This is a genomic window from Embleya scabrispora (assembly GCF_002024165.1).
GTDB lineage: Bacteria > Actinomycetota > Actinomycetes > Streptomycetales > Streptomycetaceae > Embleya > Embleya scabrispora_A.
In genome coordinates this window covers 873438-900362 of sequence record NZ_MWQN01000002.1, presented here as the reverse complement: position 1 = coordinate 900362, position 26925 = coordinate 873438, and the positions used below count along the sequence as shown (strand labels likewise).

Genomic DNA, 26925 nt, shown 5'->3' with positions numbered 1-26925 from the left:
ACGTCAGAGGCGGGCCGGTAGGCCGAAGGAGTGGGCCGGTCGGTCGTGGTGCAGGTCGTGACGCAGGTCGTCGGTGTCGCCCGCGGGGGTGTGGGACGGGGCGGGCCACAGTTCCGGCTCGAAGCCTCCGGCTCCCGGTGCGCCCGGGGCGCCGGTGCCCAGGACCGCCGCGGGCCCGAGGAGTTCGAGGCCGATCGGGCCGAAGTCGGCGGCCAGTTCGGCACCGAGCACCCGAGCCGCCGAGGCGTGCGGACGCGGATGCTCCGCCGGGCCGCCCGGCGCGGGTACCGCCGCAGCGGTGGCCAGGAGCCGCACGGCCTGGGTCCGCACGGCCAGTTCGGCCAACGCGGCTCGGGCCGCCGAGCCACGGGCTCCCGCCGCGGGCCGCGGCCCGGCACCCGCACGCAGCAGTGCGATCACGTCCGTCAGGCGACGATGCAACGTGGCCGCCACGTCGCCGAGCAGGATCGGCTCGGCGGCGAACGTCTCGGCGACCGGCGCCCAACCACCGCCCACGGCACCGATCCTGGCCGAGTCCGACACCCGGACCTCGTCGAGCAGCACAATGCATCCGCTCTCGCCCGCCGGTGTACGATGCGGTCGCAGCACCACGCCCGGCGCGTCGGTGGGCACCAGGAAAACGGTGAGCCCGGCACGCGCCGACTCGACATCGGCGTCGGTACGGGCCACCAGCCACATCCGATCGGCGCGATGCGCGTCGGCCGTCCAGATCCGCGCACCCGTGAGGATCCAGTCGTCCCGCTCACCGGCACCGGTACGGACCGCACTCGCCCGCACCGCGGCCGGATCGAAGTCGGCCTCGGACCACCGGTATCCCAACGCGATCCGCATCGTGCCCTCCCGCAACGCGGGCAACAGCCGCGCCCGCTGCTCCGTCGAGCCGTACCGCGCGATCGCCGGGCCGAACACGGTCGCGGTGGTCAGCGCGTCCAGGATCGGCAACCGGTGCCGGCAGACCTCCTGCCGAAGCGCGAACCGCTCGGCGGCGGTTCCGCTGCCCTCGCCCGACCACCCGAGCGCAAACCACCCGAGCCCGGCGGCCTCGGCCACGACCACGGGATCATCGACGCCGTCACCACCCACCGAGGCAGCGAGGAAACGGCCATCCTCCCGCTCCGATTCCGGCTCCGGCTCCGGCTCCGGCTCGGCGTCCGGCGACCCCTCCGACCCCGACGCCGAATCCGGCGTCGTCGCTCCCCACCGCCTCGCCGCCACCTTTCGGCACGCCTCTCGCACGGCCTCGCCGTCAGGGCCCAGCCACGGGTCGGGCAGGGCGGACGGGCGCACACCGGTCCCGTGCGCGGCGGCGTCCGGGGCCTCCTCCAGCAGCCGATCCGCCGCGTCCCCGCCGGGTGCCGCGAATGCGCGCAGGCAGGCCAGGTCGGCCCGTACGCGATGGAACAACCACGGCGTCTCGTGTTCGTCGGAGCAGCCGGCCACGGCAGGCTCATGGTGCGCGCCGAACCGCACACGCGGCGCGACCCGCCGGATCTGCGCGACGGCCAGTTCGGCCGCGATCGCCCAATCGTCCGCCCCCTCCGCATAGCGCCGCACCGCATCGGCGATCAGCAGATCGCCCGCCTCCAGTTCCATCCGATCGGCCCGCTGCCGCATCGCGGCGAACGCGCCCACCGGCTCGCCGGCCCGCGTACGCACCCTGGCGTGCGCGAGCGCCGACCCCGCCGCCCGTTCCGCGGCGCCGAGCGCCCGGGCGGCCCAGCCGAGCCGCAGCACCGTCACCGCGCGATCGGCGTCGGCGGCGGAGAGTTCGAGGCAGGCCAGCGCCGAGCCGAGGCGGGCCCGGGTCCACCCCGGCGCCGCCACGTCCTCGACCGGGTCGACCGCCTCGATCCGATACAGCCCCATCGGCCCCCCGCCGGGCGGCAGGTGCAGAACGTGGCCGACCACGTCGCCCGCCTCGACCAGGCAACCGGCCCCCGGCATCCCCGGATCACCCGGCAACGCCGTCGCCACCCGAATGCCGCCGTCCCCGATCGCCGTGGCCAGCCCGACATGTTCGGCGAACAACCGTGCCGCGACGAATCCCGCCGTCACCGGCAACGGACACGCGGCCCGACCGAGCACCCGGGCCAGCGTGATCGAGGCGGCGAGATCGTCCTCGCGCCCGAGGTCGAACCAGCCGTGCCCGGCGCCCATTTCCCACAACCGATCCAGATCCCCCGTCGGCGCGGCGGCGGCCCCTCCCCAGTACCGGGCGACCAGCCCCGCCGCGACCTCGGCGAACCCCTCGTCCCCGGCATGGCCCTCGGCCTCGCCGAACACCCCACCCCCCGCCGGCCCCTCGTCCCCGGCAAACCCCTCGAACCCGTCCCGGTGCGACACATGCATGGCGCGGCTCCCCTCGGCGCTGGCCCCAGGACCGCACACCCGTGAACCCCCGCCGACTCGACGGGAGTTCGCGGACGATGATCCGGTGCGTACGATGACCCGGCGCTACGGCGCTCCCGGATCCCCTCCGGTGACCGACGCGACCCCCCGCGCTCCGGTCGGAGCTTGCCGGGCCGTCGCTGGGCACGACGACCCGGCGGTCAACCGGTTGGCTCGGCCAGCGTATGAACCCGACCACGACCGGGGGAACCCCTGACCCGGCCCTTACCCCGGGTCCGAGCGCCCCCTACCCGATCCGGGGTCGCCGATCACCCATCCACACCCACCGGTCGGGATCCCGACAGCCGATCACCCACGCCGCGGCGCCCCCGCCGGCCCTGCCCCGCCCCCGGCATGAACACGAGCGCGACGATCAACCCGAGCACCGCGACGCCGCCCGACACGAGCAGGGCCAGATCCATCCCGTGCACGAACGCCCCCCGCACCGAGGCCGACATCGGCGCCGAGCCGACCCTGCCGGCGACCTCGGCGCCGCCGAACACCCCGGAGCGTGCGGTGTACAGGTCGGCGGCGGACAGATCCGGCACCCGCAGCCGATCCCGATACCCGGTCAACGACACACTGCCCAAGATCGCCGAACCGAACGGCGCACCCACCTTGTTCGCCGCCTGCAACACCGCGGCCTCCACCCCGCTGCGCCCCTCCGACACCTCCGACAGCGCCGCGGAAGTCGACGTCGCCATCGCCAACCCCATCCCCGCCCCGCTCAGCCCCATCCACGACGCGACGAACCACGTGCTCGACCCCGCGCCCGTCGCCCCACCCATCAGCAGCCCCGCCGCCATCAGCACGAACCCGACCGCCACCGCGACCTTGGCCCCCAGTACCCGGGCCACCCGATCCGCCGGTACCGCACCGATCACCAGCCCTCCGATGATCGGCAACAACCGCGCCCCCGAACCCATCGCGTCCGTGCCCCGCACCGCCTGGAAGTACTGCGGCATCGTGAACAAGACCCCGATGTTCGCGAACACCGCGATACCGATCAGCACCACACCCCACGTGTACGACCTCGACGCGAACACCCGCAGATCCAGTAGGGGTTGCGCGCCGGGCCGGCATCCGAGCCGATGCTCATACCGCCCGAACGCGGCGAGCAGCACCAGGCCGCCGCCGATCGAGCCCCAGGCCCACGCGTCGTCCCAGCCGTACTCCCCCGCCCGAATCAACCCGAGCGTCACACACGCCAATCCACCGGTGGACAACAACACCCCGACCGAATCCGGCCGCGACCGGCCCCCCACAGCGGCCTCGGACGCCGGCCGCGCCCGCGACCCCGCCCCCGGAACCAACACCGACACCACCATCACGCCCACCAACGCGACCGGCACGTTGATCAGGAACACCCATCCCCACCACAGATGCGTCAGCATCCACCCGCCGAGCAGCGGACCCAGCGGCAGGGCAAGGAAGTTCGCCGCCGACCACACCCCCACGGCCCTCGGCCGCTCCTCCACCGGGAACAACACCGTCAACGCCGACAACGCCATCACCACGATCCCCGCGCCGGCCACCCCGAGGACCGACCGCGCCGCGATGAACCACCCGGGCGTCGTGGCGTACGCACACCCCGCCGACGACAGCGCGAACAGCGACAGCGAGGCGACCAGCACCCGCTTGTGTCCCAGACGGTCGCCGAGCAGGCCCATCGGCAACATCGCCGCCGCCAGGAACAGCAGGTACGAGGACGAGAACCACTGCAGATCCGAGGCCGTTGCCTCCAGATCCCCCGCCAACCTCGGCAGGGCCACACTCAGCACGGTGCCATCCAGCCCGACCGCCAACATGGCCAGACTCGTCGCGGCCAACGCCCACCACCTGCGCCGCCCGACCTCGACCGCCCCCGCCGCCGTACCCGCCGCGCCCACCATTCCCGTCGCGCCCATGCGGTGTCCCCCTCGTCGACGCTCGACTCGCGATGAGAGCGGACACTCTTTCAAGAGTGGGCTCCTATTTCGGAGCCTACTCCTATTTTTTCCGAGCCCAACAGTAGCTACGCGCGTTGATTCAGCATCGGATATCCCCGCCGCCCGCCGCGGCCCCTTCGATCAGCCGGCCGGCGGGACAGGCGGAAGGCGACCGGGGGCCACCTCCTCGGCGGTCTCCGGCCCCGAGCCGGGCCGACGAGGCGGGAGTGCGCTCCCGGAGCCGCCGGAGCTCCCGACGAGGGACGTCGGGCACGCCCGGTTCTCGGCGCGCTGGACGGGGGTGACCACCGAGACCACGCCCGAGCCGCCCCCGGGGAGGTTGCGGCTGCCGGCCGTCGCGGCGGTACAGATCACCTGCTCCAGCGCCGTCTCGCCGAGCGGACTCGCGCCGGCCAACTCGACCCGGAGCGTGCCGCCCTCGACCACCGTCACCCGCGCGGGGCCGGCCGCCGCCGGGATCGCCGTACTCACACCCACCAGCGCCTCCTCACGGGTCGGCCCCGCGAGCAGCAGGTCGATCGCGGCCTGCGGACTGTCGCCGCCGGACGAGGTGCGCAGCTCGGGAACGACCCGGTGGGCGTCGACCATGTACACGTACACCCCACTCGGATGGCTCGCGTCGGCGGGCGGAATGATGCCGTCGGCGGGCTGACCCGCCTCGATCGCGCCGGTGGCCGGAATCCCGCAGCCGGCCCCGACCGCGAGCAACACCGCCGCCAAAAACGGCAGCCGCAGCCGGCCGACCCCGCGACCGCTCCCCGTCCGCATCCGCCGCACACTCATCCGTCCTCCCGGCCTTCGGCGCCGACGCGGGCATGGCGAGGCAGTTCCACCGTGAACTCCGCTCCTCCGTCGGGCCGGTTCGCCGCCCGGATGAGTCCGTCGTGCAGCCGGACGTTCTCCAGCGTGATCGCCATGCCCAGGCCACTGCCGGACGAACGGGAGCGCGCCGCATCGGCCTTGAAGAAACGCTCGAAGACCCGATCCAGGGTCTCCGCGGCGAGTCCGGGGCCCCGGTCGGCGACGGTGAGTACGACCCAGTCGCCGTCGGCGCGCCGCTCGGCCGCCAGCGCCACCTCCACCGGCGGCGCACCGTGGCGCAACGCGTTGCCGACCAGGTTGGCCACCACCACGTCCAGCCGCCGCGGGTCGACCTCCGCTCGGATCCCCTCCGGCAGCCGGGTCACCACCGCGTCCCGCCATCCCCGCGCGGCCAGGCAGCGGCGGACCGCCTCCGCCATGTCCAACTCGTCCACGTGCAGCGCGGCGGCGCGCGCGTCGAAGCGGGAGATCTCCATCAGGTCGTCGACCAGCCGGGTGAGCTTGCCGGTCTCGGAGGAGATCAGCCGCAGCGCCGCGGCCGTGTCGGGGTCCAGGTGTTCGGCCGCGGCGTCCTCGTCCAGTACGTCGGTCACCGCGGTCATCGCGGCCAACGGGGTGCGCAGTTCGTGCGAGACGTCGGCGGCGAACGCCCGGGCCCGCGCCTCCAGTCTGCGCAGCCGCGCGTCGTGTTCCTCCAACGCCGCCGCGGTGTGATTGAAGTCCTGGGCCAGCTCCGCGAGTTCGTCCCCGCCCTTGACCTGGAGCCGGGTGTCCAGGCGGCCCCGGGCCAGCCGCCGGGTGGCCCGCTGCAGGGCCCGGACCGGGCGCAGCACGCCGCCCGCGACGATCAGCGCCAGGACCAGCGCGGCCAGCACCGCGGGGATGGCGCCGTTGCGCGCGGCGCGGACCAGGGCGGCCTCCTCCTGTACCTGGGTCTGCATGGGGGTCATCACGTAGACCTCCACCCCGGAGGCGGTGGTCCGGCCCGGACCGCTGAACGCGATCGGCACACCGACCGCGAGCAGTACGCGTCCATTGCGGTGCACCCGTTGGAAGGCGGTCGCGGTGCGCCCGGTGACGGTGTCCCGCAGTTCGGTGGGAATCCGGCTCGGCTCGAAGTCGCGATTGGTCGTCGCCCACAGGTCCCGGAATACCACCGCCACCGCCCAGTGGTCGTTGCGGGTGCGGGGGTCCACGAGCGCGGCGATCCGCTCCAGCGCGGCCTGGTCGGGCGGGAACGGCGTCGACGGCGCGACGGTCTGTACCCGGTCGCGTACCGCGTGCACCGTCGAGTCCTGGGCCCGCTGCAACATCGCGCCGCGCGCCTCGCGGTAGGTCAGCGCGGCCGTCGTCAGCGCGGCGAACATGGCCACCAGCAGACAGGCCGCCGCCAGCCGCACCCGCAGGCCGCGCAGCCCGCGCAGTACCGCACGCGGCATGGCACGCAGCCCGCGCGGCGCGGCATCTGATCCGCTCACAGCGGGCCGAACCGATATCCGAAGCCGCGCACGGTCTGGATGTATCGGGCGGGCCGCTCCGCGTCCTCGATCTTGATCCGCAGCCGTTTGACGCACGCGTCCACCAGTCGGCTGTCACCCAGGAACGGGTGTTCCCAGACCGCTTCGAGCAGTTGGCCCCGGCTGAACACCCGGCCGGGGGCGGCGGACAGCGCCAGCAGCAGTCGCAGCTCGGAGGGGGCGAGGGGGACGGACCGGCCGGCCTTGGACACGGTCAGCGCGGTGCGGTCCAGGGTCAGGTCGCCGTACACCTCCCGTCGACCGGCGGGCGTGGCCGAATCGGCGCGCCGCAGTACCGCGCGGATCCGCGCCTCCAGGACCCGGGACTGCACCGGCTTGACCACATAGTCGTCGGCGCCGGCTTCCAGACCCACCACGATGTCCATGTCCTCGTCGCGCGCGGTCAACATGATCACCGGCAGTGTGCCGGCCTGCCGAATCCGCCGGCACACCTCGAAGCCGTCGATGCCGGGCAGCATCACGTCCAGCACGACGAGGTCCGGATCGAATTCGGCCACCCCGGTCAGCCCCTCCTCGCCGCTGTGCCGCACCTGGGCGGTGTAGCCCTGCCGGCGCAGCCCGAGGGCCAACCCCTCGGCCACGGCGGGGTCGTCTTCGATCAAGAGCACACGAACCATGGGGCCAGTATCGAGCAGCCCCCCGCCCCGAACCCCGCTCCACCGGCCGATCGAGCGGGTTGTGACACAACGGTCTTGTTCCCGGCCGAACGCGGTCATCCGAGGTCGCCATGGTCTACCCCATGAAGCCTCACGACGTCGCCACACCGCAGGCGGCCACCCCGAAACCAACGCAGGCCGGGACCCACGTGCCCACCGCCCTCGCGCTCGTCGCGGGCGCCGACGCCGGCGCCGGCCTCCGCGTCTGCGCCGAGCGCCGCGCCGCCCACGCCGGCCGCCGACGGTTGTTGCGCGGCCCCGTCGCGCTGGTCGTCGGGGCACTGCTCGCGCTGGTCGCCGGTTGTGCGGACGATGCCGGACCGGCCACGCGTACCGCGCCGGTGACCGCGACCGTCGCCGCCACCGGCGGCGACCTCACGATCCAGCCCGATTGGCCCAAGGACGGCCAGGCGGCGCTGTCCGTGGACGGCGTACGCACCCCGCTCACCTCCGGCACCGCCAAGCCGACGCCGACCGCGAGCGTGGCCAAGGTGATGACGGCCTACGTCTTCCTCAAGGTCAAGCCGCTCGCGGCCGGCAGTTCGGGGCCGTCCTTCACCATCTCCGCCGAGGAGGCCGCCCGGTCCGCCGACCGGCTGCGTCGCTCGGAGAGCACGACCCCGATCACGGCGGGCGAGTCCTTCACCCAGCGCCGGGCCCTGGAGGCGCTGATGGTGGTGTCGGCGAACAACATCGCCCACGAGATCGCCCGCTGGGTCGACGGCGGCGATGCGGCGTTCGTGGCCCGAATGAACCGCACCGCACGAGAGTTGGGCATGACGGACACCACGTACACCGACCCCAGCGGCTTCGATCCGGCCACCGTGAGCACCGCCGCCGACCAGGTCAAGCTGTTCGGCGCGGCCATGCGCGACCCGGGATTCGCCTCGATCGCCGGCGTCCCCTCCTACACGGACTCCGCCCGAGCCACCAAGCCCAACGGGAACTCCCTCCTGGGCCGCGACGGCGTGGTCGCCGGCAAAACCGGCTTCACCACCCCCGCCGGCGCCAACCTGGTCTTCGCCGCCGAACGCCAACTCAACGGCCGCAAGCACCTGATCATCGGCGCGGTCATGTCCCAGCACCGGGGCAAGACCGCGGCCGCCGCGATCTCCGAATCCGAAAAGCTCCTCACATCGCTCGGAAAGCCGTAAGCCGTCGGCCGTCGGCCGTCCGCCGAAAGCCGCCAACACCAGCGCCCGGCAGCGCGCGAAGCACCCGCCTTCGCGCGCTCACCCACCACGGCCCCGCCCCACGACCCGGCGCCACGCACCACACGCCCCACGCCCGCATCCGGCCGAAATTCGATGGCCCCACCCCGCCCCGCCTCCTACAGTGACCGAGGCTCGCGCGAGGCTCGGGGCCGGATCGGGCGCGGGGAATCGAGAGCGGAGGGGACATGCGTACGCACTATCCCCGCACCCCCCATGTCCCCTGGTCCCCGGGCGCCGGCGCCGACGACATCCGCTCGGGCGACCTGTCCGCGCTCCGCGGCCTCGAGGTCGTGGTCACCGAGAAGCTGGACGGCGAGAACACCACGCTCTACGCCGACGGGCTGCACGCGCGCTCGCTCGACTCGCAGCACCACCCCTCCCGCACCTGGGTCAAGGGACTCCAGGGCCGGATCGGCGCACGGATCCCGGCCGGGTGGCGGGTGTGCGGCGAGAACATGTTCGCGCGCCACTCGATCGGCTACGACACGCTGGCGAGTTGGTTCTACGGCTTCTCGGTCTGGGCCGGCGACGACTGCCTCGGCTGGGACGAGAGCACGCGCTTCCTGCGCCGCCTGGGCGTACCCACCCCGCCGGTGTTGTGGCGCGGCGTGTTCGACGAACGCGCGTTGCGCGCGATCCGGCTCGACCCCGCGCGGCAGGAGGGCTTCGTCGTACGCTCCGTCGAGGGCTTCCCCCGCGCGGAGTTCGGCCACCGGGTGGCCAAGTGGGTGCGTCGCGGCCACGTGCAGACCGATACGCACTGGATGCACGCCGCCGTGACCCCCAACGGCCTCGGCCCCAACGCCGCGCTCTGGGACGTCCGTTCCGGCGCCACGCCCGACCTGCCCGCCCTGCTCCGCCTGCTGGGACGGGACGAACCCGATGCCGCGACCGTCGAGTTGGTGGCCGACGCGTGCGCCCGGATCGACGGCCTGGGCCGCTCCGGCGACGCCCGACTGACCGGCGTACTCGCCGCCGCCCTGCACACCGAACCCCGCGCCGCGCTCGCCGCCGAGGCGGCATCGGTGCTCGGCATGCCCGCGGCCCGCCGGATCGCCGACCTGGTCGGCCTCCAGGCCCTGCTGCGCCGCCCGTTCCCGGACGACGAACGCCCGCGCGGGTTGGCCAGGTTGGCGGCCGCCGCCGACCTGGGCGTACTGCACGCGGTCGCCGGCGCCGTGGCCACCGCACGCACCGGCCCCGACACCACCCGCTCGGACGCCGCCGCGGAATCCGAGCGGGTGGAGTGGTCGGCCCTGCTCGCCGCCGACGCCGGCCTCACCGACGAGGCTCCTCTGGCGCCGCTGCGTACCCGGGCCCGTGCCGCTTTCGCCGACCTGCCGCCGGACGTGGCCGACCGCTGCTGGGCCGAGCTGCGCGACGCCCACGCCAAGGGCTGGACCATGCCGCCCGAGGCGACCCGCCGGCACTGGTCCGGGGACTTCCCCCGGCTGATACACCTGATCGGCCGCTCGGGCAGCGGCAAGAGCACCTACGCCCGCCGACTCCCCGACGTCGCCGCCCACATCGCCCTCGACGACCTGCGCGAGGCCCGCGGCGCCCGGGCCGACCAGCGGGCCAACGGCGACGTGTTGCGCGAGGGCCTGGATCGCCTCGACGCCGCGCTCGCCGCCGGCGGTACGGTGGTCTGGGACGCCACCTCGCTCACCGGCCCACAACGGGCCGCGGTGTCCGCCATCGCGCACCGCCGCAACGCGCTGACCACACACACGATCGTGCTGGTCGGCGAGGACGAGCTGACCGCTCGCAACGCCACGCGCGAACACCCGATCCCGCCGGCCGTACTCGCCGCGCAGGGACGCCGGTTCGCCCCGCCCTACCCCGGACAGGCGAGCCGGACCCGGTACATCGGTGCGGGCGGCACCGTCGACGACGTCGCCGGCTCCCTGGATGCGGAGGAGGCGTAATGCGTACCAGCGAGGAGATCTACCACCGGGTGCGCTGGGATCCCCGATTCGACCCGGCCCGCTTCGTCCTGGCGGTCAGCAGGCGCGGCGCCGAGCCGAAACGCATCGCGCTGCCCGCGTTCGTCCCGGGCGGGGACATCCCGTGGCATCGGGTGTTGCGCATCGAGGCGGACGGCGAGGTGGTGTGGGACCGGGCCGAACGCGTGGACCGCATCGACACCTGCACCGTCGGCCGCGCACACGATCCGCGCCGGCTGCGCGCACCCTTCTTCACCGCACGCGAACCGTACGCCTTCGACCCGGCCACGGGACGCTGGCTGCCCGCTCCCGCGCCCACGACACCATCCGCCCCCGCGTCCGCCACCGCCCGAACCGGCGACTCCGGTGCCCGGGCCCGAATCCGCGTGCTGACGTGGAACACCCTCTGGGACCGCTACGACGCCGACCGCATCGACACCGCCCGCCGCCGACCACGCCTGCTCACCGCGCTGGCGGCGGCCGACGCGGACGTGATCGCGCTCCAGGAGGTCGAACCCGACCTGATCGCGCTGCTCACCGCCGAACCGTGGCTGCGCGCGGCGTACACGATGGACACCGATCCCGCCGGCCGGGACGTCGCCGACAGCGGACTCGTACTGCTCAGCCGACTGCCGGTGCGCGAGGCCGGGCGGCACGTACTGGGCCCGTTCAAGGCCGTGGCGGCGATCACCGTGGACACCGGCGCCACGCCGCTGGTCGTCGCCGTCACCCACCTGACCAGCGACCACGCCCAGGACGGGCCCGGCCGCCGCCGCGTCGAACTCGCCGCGCTCGCCGACGGGTTCGCGAGCGTACCGGACGACCTGGTCGTGGTCGGCGACTTCAACGACGGCAGCGCGGGCCCGACCGGCCCCGCCGCCGCGCTCGGGCTGACCGACGCGTGGACGCAGGTACACGGCCCCGACGACCACACGCCGACCTTCGACCCGGGTGTCAACCCGCTCGCGGCCATCGGCTCCCGCACCGGCCGCGCCGCACGCCTGGACCGCGTCCTGCTCCGCACCGGCACCTGGCGCACCGAGACGGCGGTGCTCCGCGGCGACGAGCCCGAGCCCGACGGCCTGTACATCTCCGACCACTTCGGCGTCCAGGCCGACCTGGTGACCGGCGCCGACACCCGTACCGCCGTCCTCGACGCGGCCCCGACGGCACGCACCGCACTGGCCTGGCTGCCCCCGAAGCACCTGTGGCCGGATCTCCAAGCCCTCCGCCGCGCCCACGACCCGCAGGTGGACCGCTGGCCGCCGCACGTCAACGTCCTCTTCGGCTTCGTCCCGGAGGCCGCCTTCACCCGCGCCGCCCCGCTGCTCACCGCCGCGGCGGCGCACATCGCGCCTTTCGTGGCGGAGTTGTCCGGTGTACACACCTTCGGCCACCGCGAGGACGCCACCATCTGGCTGGACCCGGCGGCGGCCGACGAGGGCGCGTGGGCGCAGCTGCACCGAACCTTCGCCCGCCACTTCCCCAACTGCCACGCGCCCGGCAGGCCCTACACCCCACACCTGACCCTGGGCCGCAGCGACAACCCCCAACAAACGGCGGCCACGTGCTCGGCCCGGCTGAGCCCGACGTCCGCCCGGGTCGACACCCTGGTCCTGCTCTCCCGCCGAGGCGACGAGCCCATGCGACCGAGGGCCGTGCTGACCCTGGGCACGGGCAGCCTGAGATGGCTACCGGAACACCCGGACGACAGCACCGCCACCCACGGGCCGCCCCTGCCCACCGACCCGGAACGGGACGCGCGCGCACGGCGGATCGCTCGCCGCATCGCGGGGACGTTGGACGAGGGCGTCGTGTCCGTGGTCGGCTCCCGGCGGATGGGCTGCGCCGCGCCCGACGCAGACCTGGACCTCGTCCTGGCCCTGCCCGGCACGGTCGACCTCGGCGAGGTGGCGGCCCGGGTCACCACCGCCCTGCCCGAGGCCGGCAGCGTCCGTCCCGTGGTCGGCGCCCGGGTGCCCGGACTGCGCCTGAGCTTCGGCGACATGACCACCGACCTCGTATTGGTCGGCACCGGACGAATCCCGCCCGCCGACGCGGTGGACCGCCGTGCCGAACTCGCCGAACCGGCCGCCATCGCCCTGAGCGCGGTCACCGACGCCGACGCGATCCTGAGCGCGGTCGGCGCGGCACACGCGAGGTTCGCCGTACTGGCCCGGCAGGTCAAAGCCTGGGCGCACGCACGCGGCCTGGACTCGGCCCCCTTCGGCGGGCTCCCGGGCGTGGCCTGGTCGATACTCGCCGCCCGCACCACCATCGACGCCGCGCCCGACGCCACTTCGGACGAACTGCTCCGAGACTTCTTCGCCACCTGGGCCGCATGGGACTGGCACACCCCGGTGACCCTCTCCCCCCGCGGCGCCCGCCCGGAACCGGCCGGCACCGCCGGCGCCGAAGCACCGATGTCGATCCTGACACCCAGTCACCCGGTGCGCTCCTGCACCGAACAGGTGGCCCCCGGCGGCCTCGACCTCCTGACCGACGAGCTGTACCGCGCCTGGGAGATCCTGACCGCCGCGGAGTCCGACGGCACCGACCCCTGGCCCGAGGCAACCGAACCTCCCCCGCTGCATCGCCGCCACGCCGCCTGGCTCGTCGTGACCGTACCTCCCTCCTCCCCCGACGAGTTCGCCGCGACCACCGGCCGACTCCGCGGCCGCGTACGCTCGTTGCTCAAATTCCTCGAGGAGGCCGGCGTCCGGGACGCCCACGCCTGGCCCCGCCCCTTCGACACCGGTACCCGCTACGCCATCGGCCTCGGCGCCACCCCGCCCACCGCCGCCGACCTCACCAAGTGCACCGATCGCTGGTCCCGTTCCCTCCCGGGCATCACCCTCGCCCACACCGACAGCGGCGCGATCCCGACCCTCACCTGATTCCCGGCCGCCCCCGCTCGCCACCCCTCCCGCCGGTTTCGCGCCGATTCGATGATGCGACCGCCGTCACCGCCGTCGGGGCCGTGGTCCAGTGGTCGACGGCGATCAGGAGGTCTCCCGTCAAGGGGTGATCCAGGACGGCCGCCCTGATACCGAAGACCTCGGCCAGCAGGGCCGGGGTCAGCACCTCCCTCGGGGTGCCCGACGCGCGGACCCGGCCCTCGTGGAGCACGTGCAGGCGGTCGCAGACCGAGGACGCCGCGTTGAGGTCGTGCAGGGCGATCAGTGTCGTGCGGTCCTGGGCCCGGAGGAGGGTGAGGAGTTCGACCTGATGGCGTACGTCCAGGTGGTTGGTCGGCTCGTCCAGGACCAGGACATCCGGCTCCTGGGCCAACGCCCGGGCCAACAGCACCCGTTGGCGTTCGCCGCCGGACAGCGTGGCGAAGCGGCGGCCCTGGTGCTCCTCCACGCCGGTTTGCACCAGCGCGATCAGTACCGCCGCACGGTCGGCGGCGCTGTCGCCCGCGAATGCCTTCTGGTACGGGGTGCGTCCCATCGCGACCACCTCGCGCACCGTGAACTCGAAGTCGCTCTCCCGCTCCTGCGGCAGCGCCGCCACGTGCCGGGCCGCCGCGGCGGGGGTCATCGACCGCAGGTCGCGCTCGCCCAGCAGGACTCGGCCGCCCTGCGGCTTCAGATGGCGGTAGACCGTGCGCAGCAGGGTGGACTTGCCACTGCCGTTGGGCCCGACCAGGCCGGTGATCTCCCCGGCGGCGGCGATCAGTTCGACACCGGCCAGGATGTCCCGCCCGGCCAGCACGACCCGCAGATCCTCGACGGTGATCCGCATCGCGTCGTCGTCGGCCGCCGGCGCCTCACCACTCATCGGGTCTCCAACCGTCGATCGAGCAGGAGCAGCAGCACCGGTGCACCGATCACGGCCGTGACCACGCCGATCGGCAACTCCTGAGTGCTCACCGCGGTTCGGGCCAGGGTGTCGACCGCAACCAGCAACACGGCGCCGAACAGCGCGGACACCGGCAACAATCGACGATGATCGCCGCCGATCAGCAACCGGCACACATGCGGGACCATCAGCCCGACGAAGCCGATCGCCCCCGACACCGAGACCAGCACCCCGGTCAACACACTCGTCACCGCGAACAGTTCGCGCCGCAGCCGGGCCACGTCCACACCCAGCCCGGCGGCCGTCTCGTCGCCCATCAGGAGCGCGTTCAGCGCACGGGCACGGGCCTGGAGCACCAGCAGGCCGAGACCGACGGCGGCCGTCGGCAGCGCCAACTGCTCCCACTGGGCTCCGCTCAGACTGCCCATCAGCCAGAACAGCACGCCGCGTGTCTGCTGTTCGTCGCCCGCCTGCAGGACCAGAAAGCTGGTGAACCCGGACAGGAACTGGCCCACCCCGATCCCGGCCAACACCAGGCGCAGCGGGGAGAATCCGCCGCCGCGCCGGGCCAGCGCCCACACCAGCGCGAAGGCCGCCAGCGCACCGGCGAAGGCCGAGGCGGACAGGCCCCAGCCGAGCACACCGCCCGTGCCCGCCCCCAGCACGATCACCGCGATCGCGCCCAGCGAGGCGCCGGAGGAGATGCCGAGCAGGTACGGATCGGCCAACGGATTACGCACCAGGGCCTGCACGGCGGTGCCGACCAGGCCCAGCCCCGCGCCCACCACGGCGGCCAACAGGGCGCGCGGCAGCCGCAGTTGCCACACGATCAGGTCCCGCGTACCGGCCTCCGGCGGCTTGCCCCGCAACCGCCGCCCGACCACCGACCACACCTCCGCGATCGGGATGTCCACCGACCCGAACGACACCGCCGACGTCAACGCGACAACCAGCAACACCGCCAGCACCGCGACGACCCACGCCGTACGGGTGGTACGCGTCGGGCCGGCCGAACCACCCGCACCTCCGGAGCCGGTCGAGTCGGAGGGCCCCGCCGAAACGACACCCTCACCCGCACGACGACGACTGCCCGACTCGGACCTCGAGCGCACCCGCGCCTACCCCGCAGCCGGCGCGGAAGCGGAGGCCGAAGCCCCGGCCCCGGACCCCGCCTCCGGCTTGACCAGATCCGGATGAATCCGGCCCGCGATCTCCCGCACCGTATCCGCGTTCCGCACTCCGGCGATCGTCGTGCGCTCCGACCCGACCCGGACGAACTTCCCGTCCCTGACCGCCGGCAGCCCCTTCGTCGCGTCGAACGTGCGCAGGAAACGTTCCGCCTCGTCGAACGCCTTCGTGTTGGCCTCCGCGCTGCCCTTGTCCCGCACGCCGAGCTGGATCCAGTCCGGGTTCTTCCCGACCACGTCCTCCCAGGACACCGGCTTGAAGTCACCGACGCAGTCGGCGAACACGTTGCGCGCGCCCGCCTGGGTGATCACCGCGTTGGCGACCTGCTTGCCGCAGACCGCGATCGGCTGCTTGGTGCCGGCGTCGAAGTCGAAGAAGAAGTACGTCGGCCGTCGGTCCCGCGGCACGCCGGCGAGCGCGCCGCGAACCGTGCCGACGGTCTGCCGCATGCCCGCGACCAACTCCTCCGCCCGGGCCGAGGTGCCGGTGACCGCGCCGAGTTGCCTGATGTCGGCCTCGACCTCGGCCAGATCCTCCTGCGCACCCGGTCGTTTGCTCGCACACGCGGTGGACTTGAGGTAGATGTGCTTGATCCCGGCCGCCGCGAACTCCTTCGGCGACGGCCCGGAGCCCATCGCCCCCATGCCGCTCATGTCGGCGAACGTGTCGATGTACAAGTCGGCGCCCGAGGCGAGCAGTTGCTCCTTCGGGATGACCATGTCGCCGAGCACCTTGACCCGTTCGGCCTGCGCGGCGAACGGCGCAGGCATGGTGCCCCTGCCCGGCGGGAATCCGGTACCCACCACACGATCCCCCGCGCCGAGCCAGAACAACATCTCCAGGCTCGACGCGTTGCTGGTGACCACCTTCTTCGGCGCCGCGGTGAAGGTCGTCTCGGCCCCGGCGCAGTCGGTCACCTTCACCGGGAAGCCGGCCGACCCGGCGTCGCCCGACCGTGTCGCCGAGGCGGACGCCCCCGACCCCGCCTCGGCCGTCTTGTCGGAGTCACCGCCACACCCCGCCGCGAACAACGCCACCACCGCGGCCACGCCGCACACCTTGCTCGCCCGCACAGATTCGCTCCCCGGAAGTACCGTCATGCGGTCCGCGAAGGCGGACCCGGGGAGTCAGTCGGGCGGGACGACCGGGAAGTTCCCGCAGAGAGCGGCTTCGCCACCGAAGAGGACGGCTTCGGCACCGAAACCCACGAACGAGGCCGGCGGATCGCACACCGACCCGCACCGCAACCGGGCCGACACGGTCGGCCCGGACCGGCGCTCCGTCATCCCGCCGCCCGCTCCCCCACCGCCCGCCGCCGCAGCACGCTGCGGGCCACCGCCGGATGGGTCCACGCGCCGTCCGGGTGGTACACGTTCGTCCCCGGCGGCACGATCTCGTCGATCCGGTCCAGCGTCACGTCGTCCAGGACCAGCGAGGCGCCCTTGATCGCCGCCATCGCCTGCTCCATGGTGCGCGGCCCGATGACGACCGAGGTGACCGCCGGGTGCGCGGTCGGGAACGCGACCGCCAACTCCGGCAGCGTGCAGCCGATCTCCTCGGCCAGGCCGACCAGTCGCTCGACGATGTCGAGCTTGGTGGCGTTCACCGGCAGGGTCGGATCGAACCGCCCGGGATTGAGCCGGGCCCGACCCGAGGTCAGGTCGATCGGCGCGTCCTTGCGATAGCGGCCGGTGAGGAACCCCGAGGCGAGCGGGCCCCAGGTCAGTACGCCCATGCCCAAGCGCTCGCACACCGGGAGCAGCGACGCCTCGATGCCCCGGGCCAGGATCGAATACGGCGGCTGCTCGGTCCGGAAGCGGTACAGGCCACGCCGCTCCGCCACGTGGTGCGCCTCGACCACGTCCTCGGCCGGGAACGTCGAGCAGCCGAACGCCCGGATCTTGCCCTGCCGGACCAGATCGGTCAGGACGGCCAGGGTCTCCTCGATGTCGGTCGAGTCGTCGGGGCGGTGGATCTGGTAGAGGTCGATGCGATCGGTCCCGAGCCGACGGAGGCTGTCCTCGACCGCGGTCAGGATCCAACGCCGCGAGTTGCCGCCGCGATTGACCCCTTCCCCCATCGGAAAGTGCCCCTTGGTGGCCAGCACCACGTCGTCCCGGCGACCGCGCAGCGCCTTGCCGACGATCTCCTCGCTTTCGCCGGCCGAGTACATGTCGGCCGTGTCCACGAAGTTGATGCCCTGGTCCAACGCGGCGTGCACGATCCGGACGCAGTCGTCGTGATCGGGGTTGCCCACCGCGCCGAACATCATCGTGCCGAGCGCCTGCACGCTGACATGCATCCCGGTGCGGCCGAGCGGGCGGTAGCGCATGGTCGTGCTCCTTGTTCCTTGGATCGGTGCCCGGCAATCTATGAGCTGGACCCGACTCCAGGTCAAGCCTCATCCTGTCGCACGTGACGAAGAACCCCGGAAACGAGCCCACGGACGACCTGCCCGCCGAGCCCGTCGGCAACGACGCGCGGGACACCGCAGGCGATCTGAGCATCGGCGAGGTCGCCGCCCGTACCGGCCTGACCATCGACACCCTGCGCTTCTACGAACGCGAGGGCATATTGGCCAACCCGGTCCGGCGCGGCCCGGGCGGACGCCGCCGGTACGCCGAACACGACATCGCCTGGCTGAACATGTGCATCGTCCTGCGCGGCTCCGGCATGCCCATCCCGGCCATCCGCCATTACACCGAACTGGCCCGCGCCGGTGAGGGCACCGAACGCGAACGCCTGGCCATCCTCCGCGAGCACAAGACCCGAATCGCCGGCCAGATCGCCCAACTGCACCAGTGCATGGACCTGATCGGCTACAAGATCGGCGTCTACGAGGACTACCTCGCCGAATCCGAGCCCGAGCCCGAGCCCGGTGCTATTCTCTGACTGACCGATCAGTCATGGAAAGGTGGCGATCCCGTGGCCCGCACCACGGACCCCGAACGCGTCGCCCAACGCCGCGAAACGATCGCCGTCGCCGCCGCCGCGCGCTTCGCGGAACAGGGGTTCGAGGCGACCACCGTGGCCGACATCGCCCGGGCCGCCGGCATGAGCGCGGCGAGCGTCTTCTACTACTTCCCCGACAAACGCGCCGTCTTCCGGGCCGTCTTCGAACGCGACCTGCCCCTCTCACGCAGCCTGATGGACCGCCACGCCGGCACCGCCCACCCCGCGCGGGCGATCGTCGACCTGGTCACCGACCTCGCCGCCGACGCCCGGGACCCGCACGCGGCCGGGATCCTCGTCGAACTGTTGCGCCAGGTCGACCGGGATCCCGAACTGGTCGAGGTGGTCGCCCGCACCGAAGCCGTGGTCCAGGAGGGCCTGGTCGGCCTGATCACCCGGGGCATCGCCGACGGCACCATCGACGCCGCGCTCGACCCGGTCGAGACGGCGACCTGGATCCGGAACCTGGTCGACGCGGTCTACCTGGGCGCCCACCCCGACCGCGACGCGACACCGGCCCTGCGCCGCACCGTGGCCCGCTACCTGGCCCCGGGGCCGAATCCCGACACGACAGGCAACCCTCGAGAGAGTGAGGCGAAGTAGGACCATGGACGCGACAGCGGTCGACAAACAAGCCGTCACGATCCGGATGCCCCAGGTGTGGCTGTGGCTGATCGGCGTCGGCACCGCCCTGCTCGGTTTCGGTGCGGGGTTCGGGGTGGGCCCGCTGGTCCGCGCCCTGTCGGACCTGATCGGCTCGGCCCCCGCCCCGCTGCGTCTGGCCGCGCGCCTGCCGACGGTGTGGGCGGTACCGACCCTGACCCTGCTCGGCGCCGGAATCGGCGCCTGGATGGCGGCCGTCGCGCACCGGGAGAGCCCGGTCGTGACGGTGGCCGCCGGACACATCGCGATCCACGTGGACGGCGCCGGCCTCCAGGTGCGTCGGGATCGGATCGACGCCGTGTTCACCGACGGCCGGGACCTGGTCGCCCTCGACGCCGCCGAGACCGAACTGATCCGGGTCCGCGCCGGCGACCTGTCCGCCGAACACCTGCGTGCCGCCTTCGACCGCTTCGCCTACCCCTGGCGCGGTACGACCGACCCGCGTGAGGCGGACTTCACCCCCTGGGTCGACGGCACCCCCGACCTCGACGAAGCCGCGCACGCCCTGCTGCGTACCCGCAAGCGCGCCTTGGCCGACAAACACCCCGGCGCGGCGGAGCAGGCCCTGGACGATCTCCGCGCCCGAGGGGTCGCCGTCCGCGACCGCAAGGGCGTCCAGCAGTACCGCCGCCGCAGCCACCCGCACCACCCCGAGGCACCCGAAGCCTGACCCGAGCCGCGCACCCGAACCCGCCCCGATCGGCCCCGACGACGACACCCTTCAGGCAGTAACGGTCCTCGACGGCAACGCCGTCGCTCCACCGACCCGAAGCCCGCTCAGCGGCGCGCCACCAACATCCGCGCTCGCGGCTCGTGATGCCACTCCCCCGCCGCGGCCCGGCGCAGGAACTCCGCCCGCAGCTCGGCCATGAACGCCTCGCCCACGGCCAGGGTCAGCGCGCGCAGCGGACCGGAGCGGGTGAACGCGTCGAAGAAGGTCGCCGCGTCCGGGTGGGACATCGGGTACACCAGGTCCGCGTCCCGCTCGATCGTCGCGCCCCGCCCGGTGATCGCGGCCAAGAGGCGCTCCTCCCAGGAGCGGTCGGACGCCGGCCCCCGGGTCCGGATCACCTCGGCGAGCAGCGCGAACGGGTCGGTCTCCTCGATCCCGTCCGGCCAGAAGACCACCGCGAGCCGGCCGCCCGGACGCAGCGCCCCGACCCACGATTCGAGCGCGTGGTCCGGCTCGGGCAACTGCTGGAGCCCGAACACCGACACGATCGCCGCACACCGGCCCGACCACCGCGCGTCCAGGGTCGAGGCGTCGCCTTCGACGACCGTGACCCCGGGCCGGCCGGCCACCCGCTCCCGAGCCAGGCGCACCATGCCCGGGGAGAGGTCGATACCGACGATCTCCCGGTCGCCGAAGTCCTCGGTCAGCAGTTCGAGTTCGGGAAACGTGCCGCAACACGGCACCAGGATCGGCCCGTCCGGCAACGACCCGACCGCGGTCACCGCCGCCCGTACCCACGGCGCGAATCGGGGCACGAAGTAGGCCTCGTACCCCTCCGCGGCCTCGTCCCAGCCCCGTGCCACCCGCGCAAGCCGCTCGGCCCGATCCTCCACGTCCGCACCCCTCGCCACGACCCCCCGGGGCGATACCCGCCCGGGACGGCCGAGTCCGGCCGCGCCGCCATCATCCCGCCGGCCCCACCGGCACCCGCCCGAGCCGCGCCGACGAACCTCACCCGTCCCGCGGACCGGCCTCCGAAGCGGAGCCCGACCCCGAGCCCGAGCCCGACGCGGAACCCGCTCCGGGATCCGAGCCCGACCCGGCCCCGGCCCCCGCCGCCGAGGCCGCCGCCAACCCCCGCATCAAATGCGCTCGTTCCGGATCCGTACCCACCTGCTCCAACGCCGCCCGATAGGCCACCGCCGCCTCGGCGAACCGCCCGCACCGGTACAACAACTCCGCCCGCGCCGCCGGATACGGATGATGTCCGCGCAACCTCGGCTCGTCCGCCAGCGCGTCCAGCAGCACCAGCCCCGCTTCCGGCCCGTCCCGCATCGCCACGGCCACCGCCCGGTTCAGTGCCACGATCGGCGACGGGGTGAGCGCGAGCAACACGTCGTACAGCGCCACCACCTGGGGCCAGTCGGTCGTGGTCACATCCGCCGCCTCGTCGTGCAGCGCGGCGATCGCGGCCTGCACCCCGTACCGCCCGGGCGGCCCACCCGTCAGCGCCACCCGGACCAGCTCCCGGCCCTCCTCGATCATCGCCCGGTCCCACCGCCCCCGGTCCTGATCGGCCAACAACACCAGCGCCCCCGCCGCGTCGATCCGCGCCGCGCGGCGCGCGTGGATCAGCAACATCAGCCCGAGCAGCCCGGCCGGCTCCCGTTCGGCGGGCAGCAGCCGGCGCAGTATCCGGGCCAGCCGGATCGCCTCCTCGGCGAGGTCCGACCGCTGCAACGTCGGCCCCGAGCTGGCCGCGTACCCCTCGGTGAAGATCGAGTAGAGCACCTGGAGCACACCCGGCAACCGGCCCGGCAACTCGTCGACGCCGGGCACCCGGAACGGGATGCGGGCCTCGCGGATCTTCTTCTTCGCCCGGACGATCCGCTGGGCCATGGTCGCGGTCGGCACCAGATAGGCGCGGGCCACCTCGGGGGTGGTCAGCCCGGCCAGGCAGCGCAGCGTGAGCGCCCCGCGGTCCTCGGCGGGCAGGGCGGGATGCGCGCAGGTGAAGAACAGCTGGAGGCGTTCGTCGGGCAACTCGCCGTCGGCGTCGGCCGCGGGCGCCGGATCGGCCCGGTCCGCCTCCACCTGCAACACGGCCACCCGCGCGGCGTACGTGCGGTCCCGACGCAGCCGGTCCACCGCCCGCCGCCGGGCGGTGGTCAACAACCAGGCGCCGGGGCGAGACGGTACGCCGTCGACCGGCCAGTGCACCAACGCGGCCTCGATCGCCTCCGAGGCGACCTCCTCGGCCAGGTCCAGATCCCCGAAGCGGCGCGCGAGGGAGGCAAGCAACCGGCCCCGTTCCTCGCGGAACACCGATTCCACCGAGGCGTCCACGCCCGCTCTCCCGGGTTCGTCGGGGCCGGCGGCTCGCTCGTCCATCGCGCTCAGACCGAGAAGTCGGCGATCGGCCGGACCACCATCGCGCCGCTGCCCCGCGCCCCGGGACAGCGCGCGGCCCAGTCCAGCGCGACGTCCAGATTCGGCACGTCGATCACGTAGAACCCGCCCAGCACCTCCCGGGACTCCGCGAACGGCCCGTCGGTCACGGTCCGCTCACCGGCCTCGCCGACCCGCACGGTGGTCGCGGTGACCAGGTCCGCCAACGACTCCCCGGACACGAAGATGCCCGCGTCCTTGACCTCCTTGTCGTAGGCCATCCACTCCTCGACGCCACACTCGGGGGCCCCACCCTCCGCGTCGACCGCACCGCTGTGGATCAGCAACATGTATTTCATGGTCCGACTCCTGTTTCTTGTCCGCTGGTGTCCCGCCCGGCAGCCGTTTTGCCCGCCGCACACCAAGACGACGAACGAGAGGCGGCCGGATCGACACGACCGACAAAACTTTCTTCGCCGTCCCCTACACCCCGCCCAACCCATCGATCCACTCCAGCACCCGCGCCCCCTGCACGACCATGATCTCCGGATCGCAACCGCCGACGCGGGGTGGGCAGTTCGGCCAGTGCCGCGATCAACTCCCGCGACCACCGGTCGTGGTCGCCGACGGCGGCCTCGACGAGTGGTCCGCTCGACCCCCTGCCCCCGAATGCCACCGCAGTCCTCGCGAAGCCCGGCCGGCATCCTGACACTCCGCCCCGACCCGACCCACCCGGACCCGCCGCTCCCGGACCCGCGACGCCACGCCCGTCCCCCTCCACGAGACGAAAGGTCACCCGATGACCGACGGCATCGACACCCCCGACCGGCGCGGTCGCACCGGCCTCGACCACTACGGCCGCGACCTCACCCGCAACCCGAGGGTGCGGATCCACGACGTGGAGGTGTTGTCCTGCGACTGGTATGTGCTGCGCAAGACCACCTTCGACTACCGACATGCCGACGGCCACTGGAGCCGCGAGCAGCGCGAGAACTACGACCGGGGCGACGGCGCCACGATCCTGCTCTACGACGCGGAGCAGCGCACGGTGCTGCTGACCCGCCAGTTCCGGCTGCCCGCCTACGTCAACGAGCACCCGGACGGCTTCCTGATCGAGACCGCCGCCGGCCTCCTCGACGGCGACGCCCCCGAGGAGGCCATCCGCCGCGAGGCGGCCGAGGAGACCGGACACGTCGTCGGTACGCCCGAACACGTCTTCGACGTCTACATGAGCCCGGGTTCGGTCACCGAGCGGGTGCACTTCTTCGCCGCCCCGTACGGCCCCGGCACGGCCGCCGGCCTCGGCGGCGGGATCGCCGCCGAGGGTGAGGACATCGACACCCTGGAACTACCGTTCACCGAGGCGTTGGCGATGATCCGGGACGGCCGGATCGCGGACGCCAAGACCATCATGCTGCTGCAATGGGCGGCCCTGGACGGGCCGTTCCGCGCACGGGAGCAGGGGGTGTCCTAGCGGCGCAGCAGGGTCTCGGCGAGCGCGACCTGGGCGGGGTCGAGGGTGGTGTTGCCGTCCTCGACGTCCCACAGCGCGTTCTGCAGGATCCGGCCGAGGGTCCAGCCGACGGCGCGTTGTCGGTCCAGGCCGACCACCTCGGTGAGTCGGTCGAAGCGGCGGTACACCGCGCGGGCCTCGTCACCCGTCGCCGGGGCCTCGGACCGGCGGCTGTCCAGCGCGGGCCACAGGTCGAAGCCGGGGTCGCCGGCCAGCGGTTCGGGGTCGATGGCCAGCCACGGCTCGCGCTCGCCGGCCAGGACGTTGTCGTAGTGCAGGTCCCAGTGCAGCAGGCGATCGCCGGGTTCGTCGACGAGTTCGGCCACGGCCGACGCGCAGGTGCGCACGAGTCGGCGTTCGGCCGGGTCGGCCAGCGCCGCCACCGCGCGAGGTGTCTCGTCGAGCATGGCCGCGGCGATGTCGGCCAGTCGGCGCATCCCGGGAGGCGCCGGCACCGCGACCAGGCGGGCCATCAACTCGGCCAGGATCTGCATGGCGACGGCGTCGTCGGGCAGCGCCGCCAACGTGCGTGTCGCGTCGAGGCGTTCGAGGAGTTGGGCGTCGGTGTCCGGGTCGTGGTCGAGCAGGCGCACGATGCCCTCGCCCCGCCAGGCCCGCAGGCCGGGCACGACGCCGGCGTTGTCCTCGGCGACCTGCTGGAGCCGCAGTACGGCGGGCGTACCGTCGGCGCGGGTCACCGGGAGCACGACGGCGGCCATGCCGTGGGCGACGGGGCCGTCCGGACGCAGGGACCAGCGGTCCATGACATCGGCGGCCAGGGTCGGCAGCGCGGCGATCCAGGCGCGACCGGCGGCGGTCCCGCCGTGCGCCGCGGCGAACGTGTCGGGGACGTCGAGGGGTGTCGACGTGGTCATGTCGGTTGTCTCCTTCGTGAGATGCGGTTACACGCGGGTCCGAAGGAGTCACGGGAGGTGCCCGGGGCACGGGCAGGCGTCAACGCATGTCGGGCAGCCTATCCGCCGGTCACGGAACGCGGTGGGAAGCCGGCTCAGGCCACGTCGCGCAACATGCGTCCGGCGTAGACGTCGCTCACGTGTCCGCGCAGGTGTGCCCAGACCGCGACGGAGCAGGGGAACTCGCTGTCCCGGTAGGCGATGTAGAGGGTTTCCTCGCGTCGGAACAGGCCGTGTTCGGCGTCCTGTGGCTTCGGCCACTCGCGGACCACGGCGGCGGCGTGCTCGGCGTCGACGCAGCGCAACGGCACCACGGCCAGGCGCTCGTACTCCCTGGGCACGGTGTGCGCGATGACTTGGACGTCGCCCATGTGCCGACCGAACGCGCGCTGGTGATCGGCGCGTGCCCATGGGCGGTTGGACTCCCAGGTACCGCACGAGCACCTGGCGCGCGTGGCGACGAAACCGAGTGCGTGGTGGTCGCCGGGGTAGGTGGTGAACTCGATTTGGTGGCGGTCGAGGCGCACCAGCGGGTCCTGGGTGTAATTCGGCATGCTCATGAGGGTTCCCCCGAGGTGAGGTCGCGTGGTAATGGGACGAGCGTAGGCAAGCCCACCGACAACGGCGAGCGGATTATTCGGCTTCGGTTTCGCCGTGCGACCCGAGGTCGTCGGGAACGAGACGTGGGACGCAACCGCCCCGGGGTCGACCCTCCTATCCGGCCGGCTCGGGGTGGTGGCCGCGACACGCGGCCTCCAGGGCCAGGCGCCAGCGGCGGTCGGCGCACTCCTCGTCGCCCAGCGCGCCGCGCAGTTCCAGACTGGCCAGCCCGTGTACGAGGGCGCTCATGTGGGCGGCTACGTCCGCCGGGTCGGCGGGCCCGAACCGGCCGGCGTCCACACAGCGGGCGACGGCGCGCAGCAGCGTGTCGTGGGTGCCGCCGATCCGGGCCAGATCCGCCTCGTCGGGACGGAATTCGGCGATCGGTCGGCCGAACATCAGGTCGTAGCGGTGCGGATTGGCCCGAGCCGCGGCGCGGTAGGCGTGGCCCAGGGCCAGCAGGTCGGCCTCGGGGTCGCCGTCGACCGGCACCCGGGCGAACCGCTCCTCCAGAGCCGCGAAGCCGTCCAGGAACATCGCCCGCAGCAGGCCCGCCTTGTCCTGGAAGAGGTTGTAGACGGCGGTCGTCGAAGTGCCCACCTCGTGGGCGACCCGCCGGGTGCTGAGCGCCTGTGGACCCTCGGCAGCGAGCAGTCGACCGGCGGCGTCGATCAGTGCGCGGCGCAGTTCATCCCAATCGCGCGTACGTGGCCGTCCCATGTTGACAACTGTAACGCAACGCTGTTACATAACGCTGTAATCAAAATCACCCTCGGGAGTCCGCATGTCCACCGCGTCCGAACTGCACGTGGTCCTCGGCGCCGGCGGCGCCGTCGGCGCCACACTCGTCGACGAACTGCACGCTCGCGGCCGGCGGATCCGGGCCGTCAACCGCAGTGGCGGGCTCACCGTGCCCGAGGGTGTCGAGGTGGTGCGCGGCGACGTCACCACGCCCGACGGCGCGACCGCCGCCTGCGCCGGGGCCGCGGTGGTGTACCACTGCGCGGCGCCGGCCTACCCGGCCTGGGTGAGTGAGTTCCCACCGCTGACCGACGCGATCCGCCGGGGCGCGGCGGCGGCCGGGGCCAAGCTGGTGTTCGCCGACAACCTGTACATGTACGGTCCGGTGGGCACCGCGATAGCAGAGGACATGCCCTACGCCGCAACGAACCCCAAGGGGCGGGTGCGGGCCGCGATGGCGCGGTCGTTGCCGGCCGCGCACGAGGCCGGCGAACTGCGGGTGGCGATCGGGCGGGCCTCCGACTACTTCGGGCCGCGCGGGGTGAACAGCACGGTGGGCGACACGGTGTTCGGCGCCGCGGTACGGGGCAAGGTGGTGCGCTGGGTGGGGTCGCCGGACCAGCCGCACTCGCTGAGCTACCTGCCCGAGTCGCCAAGGGCTTGGCGGTGCTCGGCGAGGACGCCCGGGCCGACGGCCGGGCCTGGCACGTGCCCGCGGCCGAACCGCTGACGGGCAAACAGTTCCTCGACCTGCTGTTCACCGAACTGGGCCGGCCCGGCAAGTCGGCAGCGGTGAGCCACACCGCCCAACGCCTACTCGGCCTGGTGAACCCGATGGTCCGCGCCCTGGGCGAAACCTGGTACCAACGCGACCGCCCCTTCACCGTCGACGCCGGCCGCTTCACCGACACCTTCGGCCCCCTCCCCCGACCCCCCACCCAACGGCAATCGCCGA

At 73.3% G+C, this 26925-nt stretch carries 23 protein-coding genes; 8 read left to right on the top strand and 15 right to left on the bottom strand.

What is annotated here, in order from left to right:
- Positions 1 to 3 precede the first annotated feature (3 nt).
- The 5 genes from B4N89_RS34380 to B4N89_RS34360 form a co-directional block, all read right to left on the bottom strand.
- Positions 4 to 2370, bottom strand: coding sequence for an acyl-CoA dehydrogenase family protein (locus tag B4N89_RS34380; protein ID WP_143658181.1), 2367 nt, complete (start codon positions 2368 to 2370; stop codon positions 4 to 6).
- A gap of 308 nt (positions 2371 to 2678) precedes the next feature.
- Entirely contained in the window at positions 2679 to 4316 is a 1638-nt protein-coding gene (locus B4N89_RS34375; RefSeq protein ID WP_201261058.1) for an MFS transporter, read from the bottom strand.
- A 162-nt stretch (positions 4317 to 4478) separates the two neighbouring features.
- Positions 4479 to 5141, bottom strand: coding sequence for a GerMN domain-containing protein (locus B4N89_RS34370; RefSeq protein ID WP_143658180.1), 663 nt, complete (start codon positions 5139 to 5141; stop codon positions 4479 to 4481).
- Entirely contained in the window at positions 5138 to 6619 is a 1482-nt protein-coding gene (locus B4N89_RS34365) for an ATP-binding protein (protein WP_078980374.1), read from the bottom strand. Before B4N89_RS34365 ends, B4N89_RS34370 begins: the two co-directional genes overlap by 4 nt.
- A gap of 35 nt (positions 6620 to 6654) precedes the next feature.
- Positions 6655 to 7335 carry a response regulator transcription factor gene (locus B4N89_RS34360; protein ID WP_078980373.1) on the bottom strand — a complete coding sequence of 227 codons (681 nt, stop codon included), beginning with the start codon at positions 7333 to 7335 and terminating at the stop codon, positions 6655 to 6657.
- A 122-nt stretch (positions 7336 to 7457) separates the two neighbouring features.
- Between B4N89_RS34360 and B4N89_RS34355 the strand changes: the two genes are divergently transcribed.
- The 3 genes from B4N89_RS34355 to B4N89_RS34345 all read left to right on the top strand — a co-directional run bounded on the left by B4N89_RS34355 (position 7458) and on the right by B4N89_RS34345 (position 13431).
- Complete coding sequence (locus tag B4N89_RS34355) at positions 7458 to 8528, top strand: D-alanyl-D-alanine carboxypeptidase family protein (protein WP_161500915.1); 1071 nt, start codon at positions 7458 to 7460, stop codon at positions 8526 to 8528.
- 245 nt (positions 8529 to 8773) lie between these two features.
- Entirely contained in the window at positions 8774 to 10516 is a 1743-nt protein-coding gene (locus B4N89_RS34350) for an RNA ligase family protein (RefSeq protein WP_078980371.1), read from the top strand.
- Positions 10516 to 13431 (top strand): poly(A) polymerase, encoded by a 2916-nt coding sequence (locus tag B4N89_RS34345; protein ID WP_078980370.1) that lies wholly within the window; start codon positions 10516 to 10518, stop codon positions 13429 to 13431. Before B4N89_RS34350 ends, B4N89_RS34345 begins: the two co-directional genes overlap by 1 nt.
- On the opposite strand, the gene B4N89_RS34340 is transcribed toward B4N89_RS34345, so the two are convergent.
- The 4 genes from B4N89_RS34340 to B4N89_RS34325 form a co-directional block, all read right to left on the bottom strand.
- A complete protein-coding gene (locus tag B4N89_RS34340) occupies positions 13424 to 14281 on the bottom strand; it encodes an ABC transporter ATP-binding protein (protein WP_078980727.1) in 858 nt (285 codons plus the stop codon). The two genes, B4N89_RS34345 and B4N89_RS34340, sit on opposite strands and share 8 nt — an antisense overlap.
- A 32-nt stretch (positions 14282 to 14313) precedes the next feature.
- A complete protein-coding gene (locus B4N89_RS34335) occupies positions 14314 to 15306 on the bottom strand; it encodes a FecCD family ABC transporter permease (RefSeq protein ID WP_078980369.1) in 993 nt (330 codons plus the stop codon).
- Between the two features lie 150 nt (positions 15307 to 15456).
- Entirely contained in the window at positions 15457 to 16584 is a 1128-nt protein-coding gene (locus B4N89_RS34330; protein WP_235619124.1) for an ABC transporter substrate-binding protein, read from the bottom strand.
- 224 nt (positions 16585 to 16808) lie between these two features.
- A complete protein-coding gene (locus tag B4N89_RS34325; protein WP_078980368.1) occupies positions 16809 to 17858 on the bottom strand; it encodes an aldo/keto reductase in 1050 nt (349 codons plus the stop codon).
- An 83-nt stretch (positions 17859 to 17941) separates the two neighbouring features.
- Between B4N89_RS34325 and B4N89_RS34320 the strand changes: the two genes are divergently transcribed.
- From B4N89_RS34320 to B4N89_RS34310, 3 genes are read left to right on the top strand one after another with little or no spacing between them, the layout of a single operon-like run.
- A complete protein-coding gene (locus tag B4N89_RS34320; RefSeq protein WP_321170735.1) occupies positions 17942 to 18418 on the top strand; it encodes a MerR family transcriptional regulator in 477 nt (158 codons plus the stop codon).
- Between the two features lie 33 nt (positions 18419 to 18451).
- Positions 18452 to 19081, top strand: coding sequence for a TetR/AcrR family transcriptional regulator (locus B4N89_RS34315; protein WP_078980367.1), 630 nt, complete (start codon positions 18452 to 18454; stop codon positions 19079 to 19081).
- 4 nt (positions 19082 to 19085) lie between these two features.
- Complete coding sequence (locus tag B4N89_RS34310; RefSeq protein ID WP_235619078.1) at positions 19086 to 19811, top strand: YqeB family protein; 726 nt, start codon at positions 19086 to 19088, stop codon at positions 19809 to 19811.
- 107 nt (positions 19812 to 19918) lie between these two features.
- Here B4N89_RS34310 and B4N89_RS34305 read toward each other — a convergent pair whose 3' ends face one another.
- From B4N89_RS34305 to B4N89_RS34295, 3 genes are all read right to left on the bottom strand, one after another.
- Positions 19919 to 20707, bottom strand: coding sequence for a class I SAM-dependent methyltransferase (locus tag B4N89_RS34305; protein WP_078980366.1), 789 nt, complete (start codon positions 20705 to 20707; stop codon positions 19919 to 19921).
- A 118-nt stretch (positions 20708 to 20825) separates the two neighbouring features.
- Entirely contained in the window at positions 20826 to 22205 is a 1380-nt protein-coding gene (locus B4N89_RS34300) for an RNA polymerase sigma factor (RefSeq protein ID WP_078980365.1), read from the bottom strand.
- A gap of 5 nt (positions 22206 to 22210) precedes the next feature.
- Positions 22211 to 22561, bottom strand: a complete 351-nt coding sequence (locus B4N89_RS34295) for a YciI family protein (RefSeq protein WP_078980364.1) — start codon at positions 22559 to 22561, stop codon at positions 22211 to 22213.
- 440 nt (positions 22562 to 23001) lie between these two features.
- Here B4N89_RS34295 and B4N89_RS34290 point away from each other — a divergent pair, with 440 nt between their 5' ends.
- Positions 23002 to 23676 (top strand): NUDIX domain-containing protein, encoded by a 675-nt coding sequence (locus tag B4N89_RS34290; protein ID WP_078980363.1) that lies wholly within the window; start codon positions 23002 to 23004, stop codon positions 23674 to 23676.
- Here the strand turns inward: B4N89_RS34290 and B4N89_RS34285 are convergent.
- From B4N89_RS34285 to B4N89_RS34275, 3 genes are all read right to left on the bottom strand, one after another.
- A complete protein-coding gene (locus B4N89_RS34285; protein WP_078980362.1) occupies positions 23673 to 24590 on the bottom strand; it encodes an aminoglycoside phosphotransferase family protein in 918 nt (305 codons plus the stop codon). The genes B4N89_RS34290 and B4N89_RS34285 overlap by 4 nt on opposite strands.
- Positions 24591 to 24724: 134 nt before the next feature.
- The gene (locus tag B4N89_RS34280) at positions 24725 to 25189 is read right to left on the bottom strand and encodes a hypothetical protein (RefSeq protein WP_078980361.1); all 465 of its coding nucleotides are present in this window, start codon (positions 25187 to 25189) and stop codon (positions 24725 to 24727) included.
- Positions 25190 to 25343: 154 nt separating this feature from the next.
- A complete protein-coding gene (locus tag B4N89_RS34275) occupies positions 25344 to 25949 on the bottom strand; it encodes a TetR/AcrR family transcriptional regulator (protein ID WP_078980360.1) in 606 nt (201 codons plus the stop codon).
- Between the two features lie 64 nt (positions 25950 to 26013).
- On the opposite strand from B4N89_RS34275, the gene B4N89_RS34270 reads away from it, so the two are divergent.
- Positions 26014 to 26700: an NAD-dependent epimerase/dehydratase family protein gene (locus tag B4N89_RS34270; protein WP_201261056.1), complete on the top strand. Its 687-nt coding sequence runs from the start codon at positions 26014 to 26016 to the stop codon at positions 26698 to 26700.
- Positions 26701 to 26925: the final 225 nt, after the last annotated feature.